This window comes from Stenotrophomonas maltophilia (assembly GCF_003970865.1).
GTDB lineage: Bacteria > Pseudomonadota > Gammaproteobacteria > Xanthomonadales > Xanthomonadaceae > Stenotrophomonas > Stenotrophomonas maltophilia_AR.
Genome location: NZ_RXLZ01000086.1, coordinates 1 through 16,022, shown reverse-complemented (window position 1 = coordinate 16,022; position 16,022 = coordinate 1). Strand labels below are relative to the sequence as shown.

Genomic DNA, 16,022 nt, shown 5'->3' with positions numbered 1-16,022 from the left:
AGATGGTTATAAGAGACAGCGCTGTGCCAGTCCACCTGCAGCGGGGCGCCCGCATCGGCGGCCGATTCGTCGCTGACATCACGGCCGGTGCCGTGGTTGACCTGGTGCATGGCGTCCTTCAGCACATCCACCTTCACCAGCAGGCGGCTGCCTGCAGCCAGGCGGCGGGCGACCATACGCGTGCGATCGAAGGGCAGGTGGGTCCATTGGCCGGGCTGCAGCAACTGGCGCGTGCTCGGGTCACGCACGTGGCTGGCCCGGCCCATGTAATAGGCCAGCTGCATCCGGCGTCCATCGGCGAGCAGCTCGTACACGGTGACGGTGAAATCGAAGTCGCGCTTGTTGATCCGCACCTTCAGGTCGCCGGAGAAGCTGCCCACCAGATCCATCGGACCGGCAAAGGGGTCGGTGGCAAAGGACAGCGCGGTATCCCTTTCGTCCTGTGCCGCGATGATCGGGAACGGGTAGTAGCCATGCCGCATTTCATCGCGGTCGGCCAGGTCCACGGTCTGCCCCAGCTGGCCCGGCGCTGGCGGCTGTTCCTGCAGGCGGTGGTAGCCATCGGCCGAAGCGGGTGCGGCCGACAGATGGTAGCGGCGGTGGGCACCCGCGGCGGCGTCCAGCGTTGCCGCATGCCCCCAGCGGTTGGTGCCCATCAGCTGGTAGTTCACGCGGTCGGGCACCAGCGCCGGGCGAGGGGCGCCGCGCAGCACATGGTCCAGCCACTGGAAGGTCAGTGCAGGCGTGTCGAACTGCGCGACGGCGTCCAGGTCGTATCCGCGCAGCTGCATCGGCTTGATGGCCGACTGCGCACCGCGATGGTCATAGGGGCCGATCAGCAGGGCATGATCGGCATCGGGGCGGTGCCGCAGGTGGTCCTTGAAGTACTGCAGTGCCGAGATCTGGCCATCGTCGTAGTAGCCGGTGATGGTCAGTACCGGGATGCGGATGTCGTCGAACTGGTCGCCATAGGGAACCATCGACTGCCAGTAAGCGTCGTACGCCGGGTGATCGAGCCAGCGTTGCAGCCAGGGATTGGGCGTGCCGTCGACCTGGTCGATCTGCCGGTAAGGGCGGCCGGAGGCATACCAGCGGCGCGGCAGCTGCGACCAGCGTTCGTTCTGGTCGTAAGTGTCGTTGTCCAGCATCGGGCCATTGGCCACATAGAACGCCCAGCCATAGTTGGCGCTCAGGAACACGTTGTTTTCCATCGGCAGGCCCTGGCCGGGGATGGCGGCAACGTAGGGCACGATGGTCTTCAATGCGGGATGGTGATGGCGCGCCGCCGCCCAGGCGGTGAAGCCCTCGTAGCTGCCGCCATACATGGCGACCCGGCCATCGCTCCACGATTGACGGCTGATCCAGTCGATGGCCGCGTTGGCGTCCTCGCCATCATGTTCGTAGGGCGCGATGGTGCCGGTGCCCCGACCCTTGCCGCGTGCATCGACCACGATGCCGGCGTACCCATGCGCGGCGGCCAGCAGCATCTTCTGCCGGTTCTTCGGCGGGTCGGTGTAGATGGTGAACAGCATTGCCGTCGGCAGGGGTACCGATGCGGCGCGGGGGCGGGCCAGCTGCGCCGACAGCACGACGCCATCGCCAACGGGGATGCGCAACACGTCGTCGATGGCGAAGCGGCGCTGCTCTTCCGCCGCGACCAGCGGAGGGGCCAGTGCGGCGGCAAGGGTCTGTGCACGCAGTACCGCCCGCAGGCGCAGCAGTTCCAGGGCGACGGCCTCGGTGACGGTCGCGGCCCCCGCCTGCGCTGCGATGGCCTTCTCCAGCTGGGCGCGCACCGGGGCCGGCTCAGCCGAGAGCACGGCATCGGCCTGCACCGCGGCGACGTCGTCGAGGGCAGCGAAGGTGCTGTGGAAAGCACGCGCATAAGCGGCGTTGTCCCGCTCGCCGGCGGTGGCGAGCAGCAGCATCGGCAGCCAGCGCTGCATCGCCGCGGTGTCGCCGTCGCTTGCCAGCGATGCGCGTACCCGCTGGATCGATTGCCGCGCTTCGGCCGTCTGGCCCATCGCCAGCAGCGCGTGGCCGCGCTGTGCATCGGTCAGGCTGGAGGACTTCAACACGCCCTTGCCGAGGACCTGCAGGGCGGCGTCGACCTGGGCCGGGGAAGCATCGGCTGGCAACGACCACGGCAGATCAGCGGCGGCGGCCTGGCCGACAGCAAGGGCCAGCAACAGGCCAGCAAGGGTGGTGCGTAGGGCCACGGACGCTTCCTTGGATGACGGTGGAACGGCTCATCCACGCATGGCGTGGATCTACCGGGGATCGACACCCAATGGTAGCGCCGGGCCATGCCCGGCGGGAGCCGGGCGCGGGCTCGGCTACAGCGGGGCGTTGTCGCTGGGCGGTGGGCTCTGCGCCAGTTCCACCCGCGGCCGGGGCAGGTCGTGCAGTTGCATGAAGCGCGCCGCATCCACCGGGCGGCCGAGCAGGTAGCCCTGCAGGTAATCGCAGCCCAGCCGTTCCAGGTAGGCGCGCTGCGCGGCGGTTTCCACGCCTTCGGCCACGATGTCCATGTCCAGCGCATGGCCCAGCGCCACGATGGCCGAGACGATCACCACATCCTCGGCACTGTGCTCCAGATCGCGCACGAAGGCATGGTCGATCTTGATCTCGGTCGCGGGTAGCCGCTTCAGGTACAGCAGGCTGGAGTAGCCGGTGCCGAAGTCATCGATGGAGATGCCCACGCCCAGTGCCGACAGCGCCTGCAGCAGGCGCAGGCTGGTATCGGTATCGCGCATCACCGTGCTTTCGGTGATCTCCAGCACCAGGTGGCGCGGGGCAATGTCGTAGCGTCCGATCACTTCACGCACATCCTGCAGCAGGTGCGGCGAACTGAACTGCACCGGCGACAGGTTCACCGACATCGACCAGCCTTCGTGACCGGCATCGTGCCAGCGCCGCAGCTGCAGGCACGCCTGGTCCAGCGCCCAGCGGCCGATGTCGTTGATCGCACCGCTGCGTTCGGCCAGCCGGATGAAGCGATCCGGCGGGATCAGGCCATGCTCCGGATGGCGCCAGCGGATCAACGCTTCGGCTCCGGCCACCTTCTGCGTGGCTACCTGGATCTTCGGCTGGTAGTGCAGGAACAGCTGCTCGCTGCCAATCGCCCGGCGCAGGTCGGCCAGCAGCCGGAACTGTTGTTCGGCGCTGTCATTCATCCAGTCGGCGAACAGCACGAAGGCGTTGCGTCCAGATTCCTTGGCCTGGTACATCGCGGCATCGGCAAAGGCCATCAGCTGCCGCTCGCTGGCAGCGTGGTCGGGACAGATCGCCACGCCGATGCTGGCGGTCACCTGCAGTTCGTTGTCGGCCAGCAACGGCCCGCTGCCGACCGCCTGCAGGATGCGGCGGGCCAGGGTCGGAAGGTCCTCGTCGTGCTCGATGCGCACCACCAATACGAATTCGTCACCGCCCAGGCGAGCCAGCATGTCGTTGGGCCGGAGCAGCTGGCGCGTGCGCTCGGCCACCGCCACCAGCAGTGCGTCACCCGCCTGGTGGCCATAGGCATCGTTGACCTGCTTGAAGCCGTCCAGGTCCATGAACATCACGGCGAAACGGCTGCCGCCCTGTTCGGCCTCGGCCAGTGCCTGCACGATGCGACGCTGCAATAGCAGGCGGTTGGGCAGGCGGGTGAGCGGATCGTGCAGTGCAGCCTGGGTCAGTTCCTGTTGTGCATCGGTCAGCGAGGTGCTCAACAGGGAATTGCGCAGACGCAGCAGCTGCGCCTCCACCCGCTGGTCCAGCCAGGACACCACCAGCACCACGGCCAGGATCGCCACGGTCAGTACCACCACCAGCATGGCCAGCCATTCGCTCTGCAACCCATCGCCGACCGCCGCGCCGCAGATGCTGCCTTCCGGGAAGCGCGCGGCGGCCATGCCGGTGTAGTGCATGCCGACGATGGCCAGCCCGAGCAGGCCGGCCGCTGCCAGCCGGTCGCCGACACGGGTGCGCTGCGCACGCAGGCGGAACGCCACATACAGGGCCGTCCACGAAGCAGCGACCGCCACCATCAGCGAAAACAGCAGCCAGCCCGGGTCGTAGTCGATGCCCGGCTGCATGCGCATTGCAGCCATGCCAACGTAGTGCATGCCGGCGATACCGGTGCCCATCAGCAGGGCGCCGCCAGCCAGGCGCGGATGCGGCAGGGTGCGCAGCGAGACCAGCCACAGTGCGAACACCGACGAGGCGATGGCCAGGGCCAGGGAAAGCAGGGTGATCGGCAGGTCGTAGCCGAGCGGAATGGGCAGGTCGAAGGCGAGCATGCCGATGAAGTGCATCGACCAGATGCCCAGGCCCATGGCGAAGCCACCACCGAGGCGCCACCACCACGCCGCGCCCCTGCCGGGTGCGGTGACCGTGCGCCCGGCCATCGCCAGCGCGGTGTACGAAGCCATCACGGCAACCAGCAGCGAGATCGCCACCAGCCACGGGTTGTACGTGCCTACCAGCATTCGTCAGTCTCCCGGACCTGCCTGTCGACGGAAACCACGGTGGGGCATGCATGAGGCAGGCCGACGCAGGGCGGCGGCCACGTGCGGCATCCCCCCGGTTGCCGCGCATTCACTCTAACGCGCAGACCCGGGGGAAGGGCAAGCAGTAAAACGTGATGATCGGGTCAGTGTGTGACCGCGTCCGCAGCCTGGAAGGCGGCGTCGAACAGGCGCTGCACCGGCGGGCCCATTTCCCCGGCCAGCAGGGCCAGCAGGAACAGGCCCAGCAGCAACGAGACCGGCAGGCCCAGCTGGATCGGGTTCAGCGCCGGGGCCGCACGGGCCAGCACGCCGAACGCCAGGTTCACCGCCAGCATTGCCACGATCAGTGGAATGGCCAGGGTCAGTGCACCGCGAAGCACGGTCAGCAGGAAGGTCGGGGCGATGCTGAAGAAGGCGTGCGGGTCGGGCAGCGGGGCGCCGATCGGCAGCGCCCGGTAGCTGTCCACCACCAGCGAGATCAGCGCCAGGTGCCCGTTGGCGGTAAAGAACAGCAGGCCGAACAGCAGGTAGAACCACTGGCCGATCACGCCCGAGGTGCCACCGCGCAGCGGATCGCTCATCTGCGCGAAGGCCAGGCCGGTGCCCTGGGCAATCAGTTCGCCGGCCATCGCGCCGGCCTCGAACACCAGCCGCAGCAGGAAGCCGATGGACACGCCGATGGCCAGCTCGCGGGCGATGGTCAGTACGGTGGCGGCATCGAAACCGGTCCAGTCCGGTACTGGCGGCAGCAACGGCGCCAATGCGATGGCCAGGGTGCCGGCCAGTATCACGCGCACCCGCGCGGGAACGGCACGGGTACCGACCATCGGCATGGCCATGGCCACCGCGCCGATGCGCAGCATGGTCCACAGCACGGTGCCGATCATGCCGAAGGCCTGAAGGCCGTCGGCGGCCATCTGGGTGGCGGCGTCCATCGAAGCGCGTGTCCTAGCCGATCAGGTGTGGAATGCGCTGGAACAGCAGCGTGGTGAATTCAACCAAGTGGCCGATCAGCAGGCTGCCCAGTGCGAACAGCACCGCGGTCAGCGCTGCCGCCTTGGCAACGAAGGCGATGGTCGGTTCGTTGAGCTGGGTCGCGGCCTGCACCACGCCCACCACCACGCCCACCACCAGCACGGTGAGCAGCAGCGGGCCGGCCACCCACAACACGGTGATCAGGCCGCCACGCAGTTCGGTCAAGGCAAGTTCGGGAGACATTCGGGGTCCATCTGCTTATGTGGAGTCGAGCCGCGCTCGACTGTGCTTCTGTAGAGCCGAGCCATGCTCGACTGCCTCTAAATCACGCCGGGTTGAAGCTCGCCGCCAGCGTGCCCACGGTCAGCACCCAGCCATCGACCAGCACGAACAGCAGGATCTTGAACGGGGCCGACACCAGCATCGGCGACAGCATCATCATGCCCATCGACATCAGCACGCTGGCCACCACCAGGTCGATGATCACGAACGGGATGAAGATCAGGAAGCCGATCTCGAAAGCGGTTTTCAGCTCGCTGGTGACGAACGAGGCGACCAGCACCGGGAACGGGATCGCATCGGGACTGGCGTAGGTGCCGTGCCCGGCGATGCCGGCGAAGGTCATCAGATCGGTCTCGCGGATCTGCGCCAGCATGAAGGCGCGCAATGGCGAGGTGGTCAGCGTCCAGGCAGTCTGGAAGTCGATCTCGCCATTGAGATAGGGCGCCATGCCGGTGCTCCAGGCCTTGTCCCAGGTCGGCAGCATGATCATTGCGGTAAGGAACAGCGCCAGGCCCAGCAACACCTGGTTGGAGGGCGTCTGCCCGGTACCCAGTGCCTGGCGCAGCAGGCCCAGCACGATGATGATGCGGGTGAACGAGGTCAGCACCAGCAGCATCGACGGGATCAGCGTGATCGCCGTCATCAGCAGCAGGGTCTGCAGCGGCAGGCTGACCGGCGCACCCCCGATCTTGCCGACGTTGATGTCCGGCAGCGGCGTGGTCGGGGCGCCGGGGGCGGCGAAGGCCAGCGCCGGCAACAGGCACAGGGCAAGCATCAGCAGCCACGGCATCAGGGTGGCAAGACGGGTACGGGTGACACGCATGTCAGGGGTCCTTGCGCAGCCGCTGCTGCAGCAGCTGGGCGAAATTCGGCAGGTTCTTGAAGTCCGGCACGCGCACCGGGGCGGGCGGCGGCAACGGTTCGGGCAGGGTGTGCAGGGTGTTGATGCCGCCGGCGGTGACGCCCAGCAGCAGTTGCTGGCCATTGACCTCCACCACCACCACACGCTCCTTGGCGCCGACACTGAGGCTGGCCACCACCTTCATGCCGTCGGCCGGGCGGAAGCCGCTGCCGGGCAGGCGCTTGAGCAGCCAGCCCAGGCCGATGACCAGGGCCAGCACCGCCAGCAGCGCCAGCACCGCGCCGAACAGGCTGGGTGCGGCGGCCGCGTGCTGGCCGACCTGGGGCCCGATGGGCGCGGCGGCCTTGCCGACCGCCAGCAGAGTGGAGGCCAGCAGGCTCAACGCAGTCTCCGGATCCGCTCACTCGGGCTGACCACATCGGTCAGGCGCACACCGAAGCGGTCATTGATCACCACCACTTCGCCGTGGGCGATCAGGGTGCCGTTGACGAACACATCCAGCGATTCGCCGGCACCACGTTCCAGTTCCACCACCGAACCCTGGTTGAGCTGCAGCAGGTTGCGGATCGGCAGGCGAGCGCGACCGACTTCCAGCGACAGGGTCACCGGCACGTCCAGGATCACGTCCAGGTTCAGGTCCGGACCGTTCGCCTCATCGGCCTGCAGGCTGCTGAACTGGGCCGGGGTCGGTTCGAGGGCGTCGATATCGTTCATTGCGGGTCTTCCTGGATGACGGGTGCGCGCGGGCGGGTGCCCGGCGGATGGGTAGCGGTGATCTTCACGGCGTTCATGCCGTTGGCAATGCCGAACTCGCCGGTGAACACGGGGATGTTCTCCACGCACAGCGGCACCTGCGGGCTCAGGTCGATCGGCAGGATGTCGCCGACCTTCAGCTGGGTCAGGTCGCGCAGGGTCATGCGCTTGCTGGCCAGCACGCTGGACAGGGTGACTTCGGCGATGTTGAGCTGTTCACGCAGGGTCTGGCCCCAGCTCTCGTCGCGATCATTGCGGTCGCTCTGGATGCCTGCGTCGAGCAGCTCGCGGATCGGCTCCAGCATCGAATACGGCAGGGTGACGTGGATGTCGCCGCCACCGCCGTCGAGTTCGACGTGCAGGCGGCACACCACCACGTATTCGCGCGGCGTCACGATGTTGGCGAAGTGCGGGTTGATTTCCGAGTTGATGTACTCGAAGTCGACATCCATCACCGGTGCCCACGCCTCGCGCAGGTCGGCGAAGGTCTGCTTCAGCAGCAGGTGGATCACCCGCATTTCGGTGGCGGTGAACTCGCGGCCTTCGATGCGGGTGGGGTAGCGCCCGTCACCACCGAAGAAGTTGTCGACGATGGCGAACACCAGGGTCGGTTCGAACACGATCAGGCCGGTACCGCGCAGCGGCTTGAAGCGGATCAGGTTCAGGTTCGTCGGTACATACAGCGAGTGCATGTAGTCGTTGAACTTGATCAGCTCGATGCCGCGCACCGACAGTTCGGCCGAACGGCGGATCAGGTTGAACAGGCCGATCCGCCACAGGCGCGCGAAGCGCTCGTGGACCATTTCCAGGGTCGGCATGCGACCACGGATGATGCGGTCCTGGCTGGCGAAGTCGTACGAACGTGCTTCGCCTGACGGCGGCTCCGCATCGGTCTCGACCGCGCCACTGTCCACGCCGTGGAGCAGGGCATCAATCTCGTCCTGGGACAGCAGGTCATTCATCGGTGGGCCCTTACTGGGTCACGAAGCTGGTGAACAGCAGATCGTCGGCGCCGTTGCTGCCGGTCTCGGCCTTGAGCACCTTCTGTACCTCGGCCAGCGAGGAGGCCTGCAGCTTCTGCTTGCCGGCCACATCGGCGATCTGGTCCGGGCTGACCTGCGAGAACAGCATCAGCAGGCGTGCGCGGATGGCAGGCGCATGGGTCTTGATCGCTTCCAGTGCGGCCGGGTCACGGGTCATCAGCTGCACTTCCAGCTGCAGGTAGCGCGGGCCGTCGACCGGGCCGTTGAGGTTGACCACGAACGCGGGGTCCAGCGCGAAGTACTGCGCCGGTGCCGGAGTGCTGGCCTTCTTCGGGGCCTGTGCGGTCTTCTCTTCGTGCTTGGACTGGGTGAAGAACCAGACGCCGCCACCGGCGGCAGCGGCGGCCAGTACGGCCACCAGCGCGGTGATCAGGATCGGACTACGCGGCTTGGCGGCCTTGTCCTTCTCGGCGGTCTTCTTGGTTTTGTCAGCGGCTGCGGCCACGGGGTGAAGCTCCTGAGGGTTGCTTCACCGGGATATGCAAGGGGTGTGCCGAAGGCGGGGCAGAGGGGGTGACGGAATTCCGTCGGCGTGCCAACCGCACTGCTCTGGTGGGTGCCAACCTTGGTTGGCACGCCGTCAGGCGTATGCGTCCAGCAACCCGCGCTGGCGGATCAACTGCACGGACGACACGCTGGCGTCGCCCGGCGACGGTTCTCCGTCACCTGCCATGCCGCCACCACCGGGCTGTCCCGACGCATTGCCGTCACCACCGGGCGCCTGGTGGCCGACATCAGCATGAGCCAGCTGGAAGCCCTGTTCGCCGAGAAGTTCGCGCAGGCGCGGCAGGCTGCTTTCCAGAGCCTGGCGCACATCCACGTGGGGGCTGCTGAAGCTGGCATGCACCTTGTCGCCGTTCAACTGCAGGCGCACGTCGACCGGCCCCATGTCGTCCGGACTCAGCCGGATGTGGGCATGGCCGATCTTCTGGTCGGCCAGCCAGCCAAGGCGCGCGCCAATGGCCTGATCGAAACCATCGTCACCGAGCACCGGCGTCGGTGTCGGCTCGCCGTTGAAGATGGCATTGCCCGTGGCCAGCGCGGCCTTCAGATCCTGCATGGCCGCGTTGCCCGGTGCATGCAGCAGCGGCGCCGTGGCACGGTCGCCGATGAGGGGTGCGTCGCTGCCTTCACCGCGCTCGCTGCGCTTGCCGGGCAGTACCAGCTCAGGCAACGGCAGTGAGGCCGCCTGGTCGGCCCCACCGGGGGCGTCGCCCTCGGCGGTGGCCGTAGCGGTCGCGGCTGTTGTAGGCGGCAGGGCTGCTGCGACCGGTAGTGCAGCGGGGGCGGGTAGTGCATTGCCGTCGGCGTCGGCGGCCGTTGCTGTCACTGCTGGCAGAGCGGCGGCAGGATCGGCAGGTGTCGGTACTGCCAGCACCAGTCCTGCCAGACCGAGCGGCGGCCACGGGGCTTCCTCGGTCGCCGCCGGGGCGTCCTTTTCGGCAGCGGGCTTGGCTTGCACTGTGGGCACCACGGCTGCGGTCTCTTCGGGTGCGGCAGCGCTGTCCGGCCTGCGCTCGGCACCAGCCTGGCCATTGCTGTCGGATGCCGGTCCCTGCGTGGACGGCGTGGGCGTGTTCGAGGGTTTCGAGGGTGCATCGGCACCCGGTGAGCCACCCTGCAGCAGTTGGCTGAACTCCTTGTTGCCATCACCGCGTGGTGCGCGCGTTGCGCTGCTGCCGGAATTCTGCGGTTGCGCGTTGGCGCTGCTGGCCAATGGCGCGGGCATCACGAGCGGCCTCCCTGCTCGGCGCCGTCCTGGTCTTCGGTCTGTACCAGGCGGGCGCGACGGGCACCGATGTCGTCCATTTCGCGCTGGTCGCGGCGGTCGGTCACTACCTTCTCCTGCGCGCGGTAGCTGGCGGCCAGCTGTTCCAGCACAGCCTTGTCACGACTGGCCAGGATCAGCCGGGCGCGCTCGGCCTCCACCTTCTCGCGATTGCCGTTGACCGTGGCCTGTTGCTGTTCGACCGCACTGTCCAGGCGATCAAGGAAGGCGCGGCGGTTCAGCAGCTGCGCCGGGCTGGTCGCCGCCATCTGCGCGTTGGCGTACTCCTCGGCGTAGCGGCGTAGTTCGTCCAGTCGCGATAGATGGGTATCGAGCACGCGCTGGCGTTCGGCCAGATCGCGGGCGACCGCGTCCTCGTGTTCCTGGGCCCGCTTGAGCAGGGGATCGATGCGCTTGGACTGGTTCATGGCTTAACTCTCTTGTTCCACCAGGCGCTGCAGCGCCGCCTGGCTGTGCGGGAGATCTGCGGCCTTGGCAACGTCCTGGCCGAGGAACTCCATGATTTCCGGCCAGCGTTCCAGGGCTTCGTCGGTGGCCGCGTCGTTGCCGCGCTGGTAGGCACCGATGGCGATCAGGTCGCGGTTGGCCGAGTAGGCGGAGACCAGTCGCTTCAACTTGCGGATGCGCAGGCGCCACGGCTCGTCGGCGATTTCCGTGACCACGCGGCTGACCGACGATTCGACGTCGATGGCCGGGTACAGGCCGCTGTCGGCCACGCGCCGCGAGAGCAGGATGTGGCCGTCGAGGATCGCGCGCGCTGCATCGGCGATCGGATCCTGCGGATCATCGCCTTCGGTGAGCACCGTGTAGAACGCGGTGATCGAGCCACGGCCCTTGGCGCCATTGCCGGCGCGTTCGACCAGTGCCGGCAGCTTGGCGAACACCGACGGCGGATAACCGCGGGTGGTCGGCGGTTCACCCACCGACAGGCCGATCTCGCGCTGCGCCTGGGCGAAGCGGGTCAGCGAGTCCATCAGCAGCAGCACGTTCAGTCCCTGGTCGCGGAACCATTCGGCGATGGCGGTAGCGCGGTAGGCACCGTGCAGGCGCGCCAGCGGCGGCCGGTCGGCGGGACTGGCCACCACCACGGCGCGGCGCAGGCCTTCCTCGCCCAGCGTGGTCTCGACGAAATCGCGTACTTCGCGGCCACGTTCACCGATCAGGCCGACCACGATCACGTCGGCGGCGGTGTAGCGGGTCATCATGCCCAGCAGCGTCGACTTGCCGACGCCGGAGCCGGCGAACAGGCCGACACGCTGGCCGCGGCCGATCGGCAGCAGCGCGTTGATCGCGCGCACGCCCACGTCCAGCGGCTGGGTGATCGGTTCTCGCGCCAGCGGATTGATCGACACGCCGGCCATGCCGACATGGCCCTCGGCGCGGATCGGACCCTTGCCGTCCAGTGGCACACCGTCGCTGTCGATGACGCGGCCGAGCAGGCCTTCGCCTACTTCAACGCCGCCACGGCGCGCGGACGGCACCACCCGTGCATTGGGCAGCAGGCCGTGCAGTTCCGCGCTGGGCATCAGGTAAGTGCGCTCGCCGGCGAAGCCGACCACTTCGGCATCGACCCAGCCACCATCGACCACTTCCACCTTGCAGCTGGCACCCAGCGGCGCCTCGCAGCCGACGGCTTCCAGGGTCAGTCCAACCGCGCGGCGCAGCACGCCTTCGCGGATGAGGCCACGGCCATGGGCGGTATCCACGCGCAGGCCATCGAGCCGACGGGCCAGGCGCAGGTTGCGGGCCATGGCCCAGTCGGCCGGTGGCGGCGTCGGCTGCGTATCGGGGTTCATGCATTGGCTCCGGTCTGGCGGATCACCGCGTCCAGCGCGCCGCGCAGGCGGGCTTCCAGGGTGCCGTCGATGCGCACGGCTTCGGCATGCACGCGGAGATCGCCGCGGCTGAGGCTGGTGTCTGGCACCAGGCGCTGTTGTGGCGGCAGGCTCAACAACGGGGCGAGGGCGGCGATGTCATCCGGATGCAGTCGTACTTCGACCTCGCGGGTGCTGCCACCCACCGCGTCGATGGCCTCACCGACCAGCTGTGCCAGCAGTGCCGGGTCAGCTTCGTAGGCGCGGCCGACCAGCGCACCGGCGATGCGTACCGCCAGCTCGCCCAGTGCGCCGACCACTTCGTTCTCCAGCCGCACCAGCGGTCGGCTGAAGTTGTCGAGGATGCCTTCGATCTGCGCGGCGAGGCGACGCACCTCCGCCTGGCCCTGGCCGTAACCTTCGGCATGGCCGTGCTGGAAGCCTTCCTTCTCGGCGCTGTCCTGGATGGCCTGGATTTCCTCCAGGGTCGGCAGCTGCAGCGGCGGCTCCGGCTCCGGCTCATGTTCCGGGTCCGGCTCGGTGAGTTCGAACGCATCCTCCTGATCCAGCACCGGTTCGGGCTGGGCCAGCAGGTCGGGGGCAAGCCAGCGCACGACGTTGCTCACAGCATGGCCTCCGCGCTGCCACCGATGGTGACGGTGCCTTCATCGGCCATGCGCTTGACGATGGCCAGGATCTCGCGCTGTGCGCCTTCCACGTCGGACAGGCGCACCGGGCCACGGGCTTCCATGTCTTCCAGCAAGATTTCGGCCGCGCGCTGCGACATGTTGCGGGTGATCTTGTCGCGCACCTTGATGTCGGCGCCGCGCAGGGCCAGGCCCAGGCGCTCGCCGCTCACCTCGCGCAGCACCAGCTGCATCTCGCGATCGTCCAGGTCGACCAGGTCGTCGAACACGAACATCAGGTCCTGGATGCGGTTGCTCAACGGCGCATCGATGCGGGCGATCTCGCCCAGGATCGCCTGGTCCTGGCCGCTGTCCATGAAGTTCAGGATGTTGGCCGCGCACTGCACGCCGCCGATGTTGGACGACTTCAGGTTCTGGTTGCCGGCGAACTGGCGCTCCATGATCTCGTTGAGTTCATTGAGTGCGTTCGGCGGAATGCCGTCGAGGGTGGCGATGCGCAGCAGCACGTCCACGCGGGTGCGGTCCGGCAGCAGCTTCAGCGCGTCGGCGGCCTGGTCGGTTTCCAGGTGCGCCATCACGATGGCGATGATCTGCGGGTGCTCGTTGCGCACCAGATCGGCCACCGCACGAGGGTCCATCCACTTCAGCGCGTCCAGGCCGGTGGTGTTGCGGCCGAGCAGGATGCGGTCAATCAGGTTGCCGGCCTTCTCGCTGCCCAGCGCCTGCACCAGCATGTTGCGGATGTAGTCGTCCGAGCCCACGCCCAGCGAGGTCTTCGAGCCCAGCTCCTGGCCGAACTGGTCCATCACCCGTTCCACCTGTTCGCGGGTGATGTCGGTCATGGTGGCCATGGCGATGCCGATCTTCTGCACTTCCTTGGGTTCCATGTGGCGCAGCACTTCGGCCGCATCCAGCTCACCCAGGGACAGCAGCAGCACGGCCGCGCGCTGTACGCCGGTCAGTTGTGCCTCAGTCATTGGCCACCCAGCCCTTGACCACCTGGGCCACGCGCTTGGAGTCGGTCTTCACGGCTTCACGCGCCATCCGCAGTCGTTCCTCATATGAATCCACCGGCAGGGCCAGTGCGTCCGGCCCGCCCAGGCTGGCCCGGTCGGCGCCCAGTGCCGGCAGCGGCATGCCGTCGTCATCGACCAGCTGCACGTCCGCAGTGTGCGGTTCCAGTGCCTGTTCGTCGTTCTTCTTGTTCTGGCCGGTGATCGCGCGCAGTGCCGGGCGCAGTACGCCGAACAGCAGTGCCAGCACCACCACTGCACCGAGCAGCATGCGGCCGGCATCGTGCACCCACGGCAGTTCCCACCAGGCCGGGCCCTGTTCGGGCGTGGTCTCTCGCACGAACGGGGCATTCATCACCGACACGGTGTCGCCACGCTCGGCGTTGAAGCCGACGGCCTGCTTGACCAGTGCCTCGACCCGAGTCAATTCCGCTGCCGACAGCGGCTGCGGCGCAACCTTGCCGTTTGCACCGGCACGCGGCACGTTGTCCACCAGCACCGCCACCGAGACGCGCTTGATGCGGCCGGCCGGCTGGCGGGTGTGCTGCAGGGTGCGGTCCAGCTCGTAGTTGCGGGTCGCGTTCTTGCTGCTTTCGGTCGGGGTCTGTGCGGTGGCCGGTGCGGCCTGCTGGCCCGGCGGGCTGTTGCTGGTCGCGCCCGGCACGCCCTGCGGGCCCGGGGTGCTGGTGGTGTTCTCGCTCATCTGCTCGCTGCGCAGCTTCTGCGGTTCACCGTTGTAGAGCTCACGGGCTTCCTCGGTCACCGAGAAGTCCATGTCCACGCTCACTTCCGGGTTGACCCGGCCGGGGCCGGTCATCGGCTCGAGCAGCTCGCGGATGCGCTGGTTGAACGAGGTTTCCTGGCGACGTACCTGCTCGAACTGGGCGGCGTTGACCGCAGCCTCGCTGTTCGGGTCGGTGATGCTGAGCATGCGTCCGCTCTGGTCGACCACGGTCACCCGTTCCGGAGCGAGGTCCGGAATGCTGGCCGCGACCATGTGCACGATGGCGTCCACCTGGCTGCGTTCCAGCTGCTGGCCGCCGCGCAGTTCCAGGGTGACCGAGGCGCTGGCCACGTCGCGCTGGCGGGTGAAGGCGCTGGGCTTGGGAATGGCCAGGTGCACGCGCGAATCGCGCACCGGACGCAGCGTATTGATGGTGCGCGACAGCTCGGTTTCCAGCGCATGCTGGTAGCGCGCACTTTCCACGAACTGGCTGACGCCGAAGCCCGGGTCGCGCTCCATCAGTTCGAAGCCGAGCTTGCCGCTGTCGGTCAGGCCGGAGCCGGCCAGCTTCAGGCGGGCATCGTGCAGGTTCTTTTCCGGCACGGTGATGCCACCGGTGGCCGGATCGAGCGCGAACGGAATCTGGGCGGCGCGCAGCAGGTCGGTCGCTTCAGCGGTCGCCTTCTGGTCCAGGCCGGTGTACAGCGGGACCATGCCCGGCTTCTGCGACCAGAAGAACACGGACAGGCCTGCCGCCACCGCCACCGCGATCATCGCCATCAGGCCCAGCCGACGGGTGATCTGCAGACTCTGCAGGCGGTCGAACCATTGCCCGGCCTTTTCGGCGTTCAGGCTGTCCTTGGAGAGCGTCAGTGCCATGCGTCTCTATTCCTTACAGCGGCATGTTCATCACGTCCTGGTAAGCCTGGACGAGACGGTTGCGGACTTCCACGGTGGCGCGGAAGGCGATCTGGGACTGCTGCGAGGCGACCATCACCTTGGCGAGATCGGCGCTGGGGTCGCCCATTTCGAAGGCTTTGGCGAGGGCGCCGGACTTCTGTTGTGCATCGTTGACGCCGGCAATCGCACCACGCAGGGTTTCGGTGAAGCTGGCCGGCTGGGCCTGCGGCGCGTCCAGCACCGTGCCCGGCAGGGCGTTGCTGCGCGGCGTTTCGCCCAGCGGGTTGAGCGCCGGCTGTCCCATCTGGGTCTGATAGGAGCGGATCTGCGAAAGGATCGAAGTGACGGAGTGGGACATCTGCAACGGTTCCAGAAACAGGGGATGGGGTTGTCTGCTGGAGCAGGTGCAAGTGCCGTGCCGAAACCGGTTTTCGATTCAGTGAAGTGAGGGTTATGGGTGTGTTGGCAGGGCTGCGCCCTGCACCCGCAGAGGCCACGTCAACATCAAAGTCAAAATCGGGCTATCCGTGGGGTGGTGGGGTGGGTCCGGTTACGGGGGACGCTGCAATTCCGTCCATGTAAGCCCGGTCGCCGCTCCCTTGCGGCCCCCGCCCCGCCACCCGGTTCCCCCCCCCCTCTGCAGGTGTCCCCCGTCCGTTGGTAGCTTCTGCCCGCTCTTTATGGTGTTTGCCCTCGTCGACCCCCTTTGGTGCGGCACTTTTCGACG

At 67.7% G+C, this 16,022-nt stretch carries 16 protein-coding genes; all 16 read right to left on the bottom strand.

Going from position 1 to position 16,022, the window contains the following annotated elements; translation table 11 throughout:
• Positions 1-2,219: CocE/NonD family hydrolase (locus tag EKL94_RS20355; RefSeq protein WP_126930423.1), on the bottom strand; the 2,219-nt coding region annotated here is incomplete at its 3' end.
• 117 nt (positions 2,220-2,336) lie between these two features.
• Positions 2,337-4,472 carry a putative bifunctional diguanylate cyclase/phosphodiesterase gene (locus EKL94_RS20350; RefSeq protein WP_126930422.1) on the bottom strand — a complete coding sequence of 712 codons (2,136 nt, stop codon included), beginning with the start codon at positions 4,470-4,472 and terminating at the stop codon, positions 2,337-2,339.
• 164 nt (positions 4,473-4,636) lie between these two features.
• A complete protein-coding gene (gene fliR / locus EKL94_RS20345; protein WP_126930421.1) occupies positions 4,637-5,428 on the bottom strand; it encodes a flagellar biosynthetic protein FliR in 792 nt (263 codons plus the stop codon).
• 13 nt (positions 5,429-5,441) lie between these two features.
• Positions 5,442-5,711 carry a flagellar biosynthetic protein FliQ gene (locus EKL94_RS20340; protein WP_005413254.1) on the bottom strand — a complete coding sequence of 90 codons (270 nt, stop codon included), beginning with the start codon at positions 5,709-5,711 and terminating at the stop codon, positions 5,442-5,444.
• A gap of 82 nt (positions 5,712-5,793) precedes the next feature.
• Positions 5,794-6,573: a flagellar type III secretion system pore protein FliP gene (gene fliP, locus EKL94_RS20335; RefSeq protein WP_043395553.1), complete on the bottom strand. Its 780-nt coding sequence runs from the start codon at positions 6,571-6,573 to the stop codon at positions 5,794-5,796.
• A gap of 1 nt (position 6,574) precedes the next feature.
• Entirely contained in the window at positions 6,575-6,973 is a 399-nt protein-coding gene (gene fliO / locus EKL94_RS20330; RefSeq protein WP_185830064.1) for a flagellar biosynthetic protein FliO, read from the bottom strand.
• A gap of 17 nt (positions 6,974-6,990) precedes the next feature.
• Positions 6,991-7,326 carry a flagellar motor switch protein FliN gene (gene fliN, locus EKL94_RS20325; RefSeq protein ID WP_005409543.1) on the bottom strand — a complete coding sequence of 112 codons (336 nt, stop codon included), beginning with the start codon at positions 7,324-7,326 and terminating at the stop codon, positions 6,991-6,993.
• Positions 7,323-8,327: a flagellar motor switch protein FliM gene (fliM, locus tag EKL94_RS20320; protein WP_126930419.1), complete on the bottom strand. Its 1,005-nt coding sequence runs from the start codon at positions 8,325-8,327 to the stop codon at positions 7,323-7,325. Before fliM ends, fliN begins: the two co-directional genes overlap by 4 nt.
• Before the next feature lie 10 nt (positions 8,328-8,337).
• Positions 8,338-8,853 (bottom strand): flagellar basal body-associated FliL family protein, encoded by a 516-nt coding sequence (locus EKL94_RS20315; RefSeq protein WP_010482427.1) that lies wholly within the window; start codon positions 8,851-8,853, stop codon positions 8,338-8,340.
• A gap of 135 nt (positions 8,854-8,988) precedes the next feature.
• Positions 8,989-10,137, bottom strand: coding sequence for a flagellar hook-length control protein FliK (locus tag EKL94_RS20310; RefSeq protein ID WP_126930418.1), 1,149 nt, complete (start codon positions 10,135-10,137; stop codon positions 8,989-8,991).
• Positions 10,137-10,604, bottom strand: coding sequence for a flagellar export protein FliJ (gene fliJ / locus EKL94_RS20305; RefSeq protein WP_049434692.1), 468 nt, complete (start codon positions 10,602-10,604; stop codon positions 10,137-10,139). Before fliJ ends, EKL94_RS20310 begins: the two co-directional genes overlap by 1 nt.
• 3 nt (positions 10,605-10,607) lie before the next feature.
• Entirely contained in the window at positions 10,608-11,993 is a 1,386-nt protein-coding gene (locus EKL94_RS20300) for a FliI/YscN family ATPase (RefSeq protein ID WP_126930417.1), read from the bottom strand.
• Positions 11,990-12,637 (bottom strand): FliH/SctL family protein, encoded by a 648-nt coding sequence (locus EKL94_RS20295; protein ID WP_126930416.1) that lies wholly within the window; start codon positions 12,635-12,637, stop codon positions 11,990-11,992. Before EKL94_RS20295 ends, EKL94_RS20300 begins: the two co-directional genes overlap by 4 nt.
• Complete coding sequence (gene fliG / locus EKL94_RS20290) at positions 12,634-13,620, bottom strand: flagellar motor switch protein FliG (protein ID WP_024958226.1); 987 nt, start codon at positions 13,618-13,620, stop codon at positions 12,634-12,636. Before fliG ends, EKL94_RS20295 begins: the two co-directional genes overlap by 4 nt.
• A gap of 7 nt (positions 13,621-13,627) precedes the next feature.
• Positions 13,628-15,274, bottom strand: a complete 1,647-nt coding sequence (gene fliF / locus EKL94_RS20285; protein ID WP_126930415.1) for a flagellar basal-body MS-ring/collar protein FliF — start codon at positions 15,272-15,274, stop codon at positions 13,628-13,630.
• A 13-nt stretch (positions 15,275-15,287) separates the two neighbouring features.
• The gene (gene fliE, locus EKL94_RS20280; RefSeq protein ID WP_005409552.1) at positions 15,288-15,653 is read right to left on the bottom strand and encodes a flagellar hook-basal body complex protein FliE; all 366 of its coding nucleotides are present in this window, start codon (positions 15,651-15,653) and stop codon (positions 15,288-15,290) included.
• Between the last annotated feature and the right edge of the window lie 369 nt (positions 15,654-16,022).

Coding starts and splice junctions, on each gene's coding strand:
- EKL94_RS20350 (WP_126930422.1), bottom strand. CDS start 4,472: ATGCTGGTAGGCACGTACAACCCGTGGCTGGTGGCGATCTCGCTGCTG.
- fliR (WP_126930421.1), bottom strand. CDS start 5,428: ATGGACGCCGCCACCCAGATGGCCGCCGACGGCCTTCAGGCCTTCGGC.
- EKL94_RS20340 (WP_005413254.1), bottom strand. CDS start 5,711: ATGTCTCCCGAACTTGCCTTGACCGAACTGCGTGGCGGCCTGATCACC.
- fliP (WP_043395553.1), bottom strand. CDS start 6,573: ATGCGTGTCACCCGTACCCGTCTTGCCACCCTGATGCCGTGGCTGCTG.
- fliN (WP_005409543.1), bottom strand. CDS start 7,326: ATGAACGATATCGACGCCCTCGAACCGACCCCGGCCCAGTTCAGCAGC.
- fliM (WP_126930419.1), bottom strand. CDS start 8,327: ATGAATGACCTGCTGTCCCAGGACGAGATTGATGCCCTGCTCCACGGC.
- EKL94_RS20310 (WP_126930418.1), bottom strand. CDS start 10,137: ATGCCCGCGCCATTGGCCAGCAGCGCCAACGCGCAACCGCAGAATTCC.
- fliJ (WP_049434692.1), bottom strand. CDS start 10,604: ATGAACCAGTCCAAGCGCATCGATCCCCTGCTCAAGCGGGCCCAGGAA.
- EKL94_RS20300 (WP_126930417.1), bottom strand. CDS start 11,993: ATGAACCCCGATACGCAGCCGACGCCGCCACCGGCCGACTGGGCCATG.
- fliF (WP_126930415.1), bottom strand. CDS start 15,274: ATGGCACTGACGCTCTCCAAGGACAGCCTGAACGCCGAAAAGGCCGGG.
- fliE (WP_005409552.1), bottom strand. CDS start 15,653: ATGTCCCACTCCGTCACTTCGATCCTTTCGCAGATCCGCTCCTATCAG.